This window comes from Rhodococcus sp. (in: high G+C Gram-positive bacteria), from assembly GCF_049591685.1.
Taxonomy (GTDB): domain Bacteria; phylum Actinomycetota; class Actinomycetes; order Mycobacteriales; family Mycobacteriaceae; genus Rhodococcoides.
Map to the genome: position 1 here is coordinate 1 of NZ_JBAWFH010000015.1, position 5,049 is coordinate 5,049.

Consider the following 5,049-nt stretch of genomic DNA (forward strand, 5'->3'; position numbering starts at 1 on the left):
GGGGCCCGGCAGGACGTCAGGCACGCTTGCACGGCCACCCACGGCCTGCGGGTGGTTCTTTCGACGTGCCGCCTTGAAGGTTTCGATGCTGACGCGTGTCCACCTCGGACCTATGCGGGGCTTGGAAAGGGACGCACGAAGTCAGGAGCCAGGGAGCCCCACTTCAGCCCTGAGATATCGAGATAGGCTAATAAATTAGTCATTTAGATGTCATCTGCGACATTTGGTGACATCTCAAATGACCAAATGACATCCACTTTGACAATCGACAAAGAAGAAGGTGTCGATCGTCAAACTCGATGGCGAACGTCACCGCTTCTAGCTGCGCCGTTTCCATGATAGTCACGGAGATGGCGAAGCGATTTTGGTCATCCAAGTGGCAAAAGGCGGAACGGTACGGTGGTGCAGGACCATGCATCGCGTCCTCCCTGGCCGCGTGTGCGGCGGGTTCTCAAGCACCGCCGCAGGCCGGCCCCCGGCCGTGATGACGCGGCATGCGGGTTCGTTTTGCTCTGAAAAGTCGAGATACGGGTCGTGGTCTCAGTCGTCAGCTGTGGGGACTGGGTTGGCCGCCAGCCACAGATCCAGTGCTGCGGCGCCGATGTCCTTGCGGGCCTTCCGATTGAGCCCGAGTTGGCGTGCTCGTTGCTGCACCTGTTCGACGAGGTTCGGTTCGGCGCTCCACGGTAAGGGTTTGCGACTGTGCTTCGCTGCTGGCGTGGGTTTGTCGAGTAGGTCTGATTCAGGGAACATGGTGAGCAACGACATCATCTGTTCGGGCGTGATCGCCGCGGCCTTGCCCTCGGTGAACCATGTAAGGACTTCTGTCTCGCTCGCTTCGTCGACGATTCCTTTGTTGTGGATGTAGTCGTTGCGGATTCGGCGGATGTCTCCGAAGATCGGCACGCGGATGTCTCGCGAGTCCCAGGGACTGCCATCCGGTGCGGTGCCGTGCGCGGCGGCCACGCGCCCACGGTATTGCTCATCCCACAGCGAGTGCATGTAGGCGAACCACTGGCCGTAGAGCAGCTGCTGGACCGGCGAGAACCGGTCGAAGCTCACGAATCCGGTCTGCGGTGTCAACATCGTGACCCCGCCGTGCGTGGCAATTTCGAGATCGCGCATGGGGATGCAGCCTGGCCCGGCCTGCTCGACGATCTCGAATCGTCGGACATCGAGGTAGGCGTCTCCAGAAACACCAGACGCCGCGGAGTACCACTCGTAGAGCTTGGTGACCACGGCGTACTGCCCGCTGAGCATCACCGCCAACGACAGCGTGAACTCACTGCGCAGTTCCGCAACAATGGATTCCAACGTCGCCGGCGTGGCCGCCGGTGCGGTGAGAGCCGCACGCATCGGCGCGATCCCGGCGCAGATCGCATCGAGGGCAGGCACGAATTCTCGTGCCGTCCAGCGCTGCCGACGACCGGCCGTGACGGCACGGATGGCCAGTGCGAGTGCCAACGATGCTCGTTGCAGCTCCGGGTCGTCGGCGGTGTTCAGACGGGGGAGGTCACGCAGATAGTCCCCCGGCGTGGTTTCCCGCAACGCTTGTGACGGGTCACCGGCGATCCACTCATCCTGCCGCGGGTGAAGCCGCATCGCGTCGGCCAAGTTCTTGACGACTTGTTCGAGCTCGTCGAGCTGCTGTACCCAGTGCATGAGGTTCCCGCCAGCCATACGCATAGACTCCCACGTCACTTCCGGTGGTCGCCATTGATACGGTGCCCATCTCATCGCCGGGCCTGACGAGGGCGTTTACCGAAGCCTGGAGCGCAATACGGGTACTGCGGGGCCAGCGAGGTGATCGAGCGCGACGGTACGTCCGCAGGTAGCCAGCATCAATGCCTCTGCGGACCCGACAAGCGCGTCACCGGTCCCCCACTCTCGCCCCGTGTCTTCATCAATGAGTGCGATACCGCGTAGTCTTCCGCGCGGAAAGAACCCGAGTTGAGTTCGGCCAGTGAGGAAATCGAGCACTAGCGCGACACGTTCTGGGTTTGGGCGGCGCACAACGGCCAGCGGGATCCGCATATCGCAACCGTGGACCAACACATCGGTCAAGCCAGATACCGGACCGGTGATCGGTGGGCTAAGCCGATAATCGGCACCACAGCGAAGAGCGTCCGCGATATCGGCCGCAGATGCCATTGCGCGGCGTCGGGCGAGGGCATCAATCCCGCGATCTACGCTGCGATGTCGTACACCGCTGGCCAGGAAGCCCCAGAACCCGTCAGCGAAGTCTCTGATCAGGTGTGCTGCAAGAGTTTTGACATCCCAGCCCGCGCACAGGCTAGGTGTGGCCAGCTGCCCGGCGTCCAGTCTCTCAACCAATGCGGCGATCTCGCGGCGCTCGGCGGCTACCGCCTCAAAGACACGGTCGCAGTCCGCTGAACTCATCCGCACACCTGCAGATTATCGGTGAGCCCCGATGCCGTGGGTGGACGCCGCCCGGGTCGCCATCGAGCGCCGACCTCCATTGTCTCACTGGCGGGCTCCGCCTTCCCAAGCGAAGAGTTCCGCGCCATGAGGTACCCACGGCGATGTGTCCCCCCGGCTCGCTTCCGAAAAGACTTAGCCATATCAGCGACGAAGGTGTCACAGTGTTCGCGGTGGGCAGCGAAGCGCTCATCCTCGGCGGGCGGTCCGGCGTGGGCAAGACGACGGTGGCCCTGGAGATGCACGCACAGCTCACTGCCAACGACGTCTCGCACTGCGTGATCGACGGTGACTTCCTCGACATGGCCCACCCGCTGCCCTGGGCGCACAAACTCGCCGAACAGAACCTCACGGCGATGTGGCGCAACTATCGGGCACTGGGCTACCGACGCCTGATCTACATCAACTCCGCGAGTGTCCTCCCGGACGTCACTGACGAACTCATCGCAGCCATGGGAGACAGCCCTACCGTGTGCGCTGCGCTACTCACCTGCTCAGGCGCCATCGCCACACAGCGCTTGAGCCAACGCGAAGGGACTGCCACCAAACTGGGGGCAGTCCCTGCAGGTTGGCCGCCAAGTGAATTGCTGATCCACCTGTCACGGACAGCGCTAGCCAGGATGGCGCTGCCTTCATCAACACTCGCTCGCACACCCCGCGAACGGTAGCCACCGAAGCAATCCTCGTTAGGTGTTGGTGTCCGACCGGAAATCTCCGCTGAAACCAGTGGCCAGGATGGCCTCGACTATGCGACCGGTCGCCTTCAGTTCGTGTTGACTCTGGAACACCGCGGCGGCGTCTCGCAAGTTCTCCACGTGGCGGACACTGGTCTGCACCTGGTGGGCGAACAGCAGCCGGCCAGGATCGGTGCGACCGTGGCTGATTGCGCAGCCGACCCGCCGCGAGCACCGGCACTCGTTGGCAACCTCAATCAATCCGCAGTGGGCACGCATGAAGTTCTGGATCCGCGCGCGTGCCCGCGACAGGCGTTTGCGGTAGGTCGCAGGCGTGACGTCGAGGATCTCGGCGGCTTCGGTGCTGCTGAGATCGAAGATTTCGCCGAGGATGTAGGCGGCGCGGTGCGGCCGGTCCAGGCAAAGCAGCATCGCCTGGGTGCACCCAACCTTCACCTCTTCGACGAGCAGATCCTCATCCACACCGGCAGCGTCATAAGGCAAATCTAGGCCCGACGACAGCTCAATTCCGAGCTCATCGAAACTCACCACCGCTCGCTCAGCACGTCGGGCCCGCGTCGTCAGGAGGTGATTGACCGCTAGTCGGTACACCCATGTCTCGAACGCCGCGCGGCCCCCGAAACTGTCGAGCCGCGTCATCACCTTGATCAGGATCTCTTGGGCGGCGTCTTCGGCGTCGGCGGGATGCCACAACATCCGCACCGAGAGCCGGTAGACCTGATCCTTGATAGCTGTCAAGACCTGCGCGAGGGCATCGCGGTCACCGTCAGCGGCGCTGCGTACCAACGTAAAGTCCACCGACGCAGCTACATCGGGCATGCAGACTCCAGATGCGCCTTGAGCACCGTCAGCTCGCGCTTGAGTTCGGCGATCTGTGCCACGAACACTTCATCGGGCATCCCCGGCGCCTGCGTCATCACAAATATGTACAACGACGCACCCTCGATGTCGACCACGCGGGTGTAGGCGGTGGACTCCATCCCCGGCTGTGGACTCATCACATAGTCGACCACACCGTGTTCGGGGTCGACCGCGAGGCGGATCCCGACCCGGTCACCGCCGGCGGTGGTCACGAAATCGCCCTCCGCGGTGCGATCAACGCTCTTGGCGAATCCGATCGCCCACGTCGGCAACCGGTCAATATCGGCGACAAAGCCATACGTCTGTGCCGCCGGCGCGGCGATCGATACGGACTCGATGTGGCTTCTCACGAGAAAGACTCATTTCTGTAGACGCGGCTGGGTACTCATCTACATTCGACTTCCCGAGAGCCCTGACTGTGACCACTCAGGCGCATTTTGTTCCGACTGACTTCCTGCGACTGATGGTCATGGGAATGGGTTCGAGGGCTTCTCGATGCGGTAGTGGCGCTGGATGCCCGCGCTTGCACGGCCCCATTCGCTGCTTGCGACCAGCTCCTGGTGCCGCCCGCAGGAAGTTTCGTCACACTCCCCACTGACGACGTCTCGACCCTCGCCAACGGCCTCTGCGCAGCGATTCATCATTCGTGCCGGAGCATTACGGCTAGCGTCGGCGTCGCTTCATCACACCTCCGAAGCATGGCTGCCGCCAACGCTGAAACACTCGTCGAACAGCTGGTCGTCGGCGGCAATCGCGTTCACATCGCCCACGACTCCACACCTCTCGACCAAAATGGATGCGACTAGGTCCTTTTCGGAACCCTTGGGAGCCGATGAAGCAGTCAAAAGCCGACTCACTTCTCGGTAGGGGCGTCAGTTCCGGTCGAAAAGTCAGATCGATCCGTGTTGTTTACCAGCCTCAGTTGCAGCCCCCGGCGCTTACCCATCGCCCGTTGTAGCCGATGCAGCCGCTGACGTTGGTGCCGGGGGGCGGAGGGGGCGGCGGCGGGTCTTCAGGCAAGGGGGCGTAGTAGGCCGGCGGCGGAACGTAGGGG

Annotated in this window: 5 protein-coding genes; 1 reads left to right on the forward strand and 4 read right to left on the reverse strand. The window is 62.8% G+C overall.

Annotation, left to right across the window (positions count from 1 at the left end; genetic code table 11):
- Positions 1–540: 540 nt before the first annotated feature.
- Both WBQ44_RS00455 and WBQ44_RS00460 read right to left on the reverse strand, forming a co-directional pair.
- Positions 541–1,680 (reverse strand): hypothetical protein, encoded by a 1,140-nt coding sequence (locus WBQ44_RS00455; RefSeq protein WP_495564769.1) that lies wholly within the window; start codon positions 1,678–1,680, stop codon positions 541–543.
- Positions 1,681–1,758: 78 nt separating this feature from the next.
- Positions 1,759–2,400, reverse strand: coding sequence for a maleylpyruvate isomerase family mycothiol-dependent enzyme (locus tag WBQ44_RS00460; RefSeq protein ID WP_495564770.1), 642 nt, complete (start codon positions 2,398–2,400; stop codon positions 1,759–1,761).
- A gap of 212 nt (positions 2,401–2,612) precedes the next feature.
- Here WBQ44_RS00460 and WBQ44_RS00465 point away from each other — a divergent pair, with 212 nt between their 5' ends.
- Positions 2,613–3,107 carry a hypothetical protein gene (locus WBQ44_RS00465; protein ID WP_495564771.1) on the forward strand — a complete coding sequence of 165 codons (495 nt, stop codon included), beginning with the start codon at positions 2,613–2,615 and terminating at the stop codon, positions 3,105–3,107.
- A gap of 18 nt (positions 3,108–3,125) precedes the next feature.
- Here WBQ44_RS00465 and WBQ44_RS00470 read toward each other — a convergent pair whose 3' ends face one another.
- Both WBQ44_RS00470 and WBQ44_RS00475 read right to left on the reverse strand, forming a co-directional pair.
- Complete coding sequence (locus WBQ44_RS00470) at positions 3,126–3,953, reverse strand: RNA polymerase sigma factor (RefSeq protein ID WP_495564772.1); 828 nt, start codon at positions 3,951–3,953, stop codon at positions 3,126–3,128.
- On the reverse strand, positions 3,941–4,345 hold the full coding sequence (locus WBQ44_RS00475) for an SRPBCC family protein (protein WP_495564773.1): 405 nt from the start codon (positions 4,343–4,345) through the stop codon (positions 3,941–3,943). Before WBQ44_RS00475 ends, WBQ44_RS00470 begins: the two co-directional genes overlap by 13 nt.
- Positions 4,346–5,049 lie beyond the last annotated feature (704 nt).

Excerpts from the sequence above, each read along its gene's own strand:
- WBQ44_RS00455 (WP_495564769.1), bottom strand. The coding sequence starts at position 1,680 with ATGGCTGGCGGGAACCTCATGCACTGGGTACAGCAGCTCGACGAGCTC.
- WBQ44_RS00460 (WP_495564770.1), bottom strand. The coding sequence starts at position 2,400 with ATGAGTTCAGCGGACTGCGACCGTGTCTTTGAGGCGGTAGCCGCCGAG.
- WBQ44_RS00470 (WP_495564772.1), bottom strand. The coding sequence starts at position 3,953 with ATGCCCGATGTAGCTGCGTCGGTGGACTTTACGTTGGTACGCAGCGCC.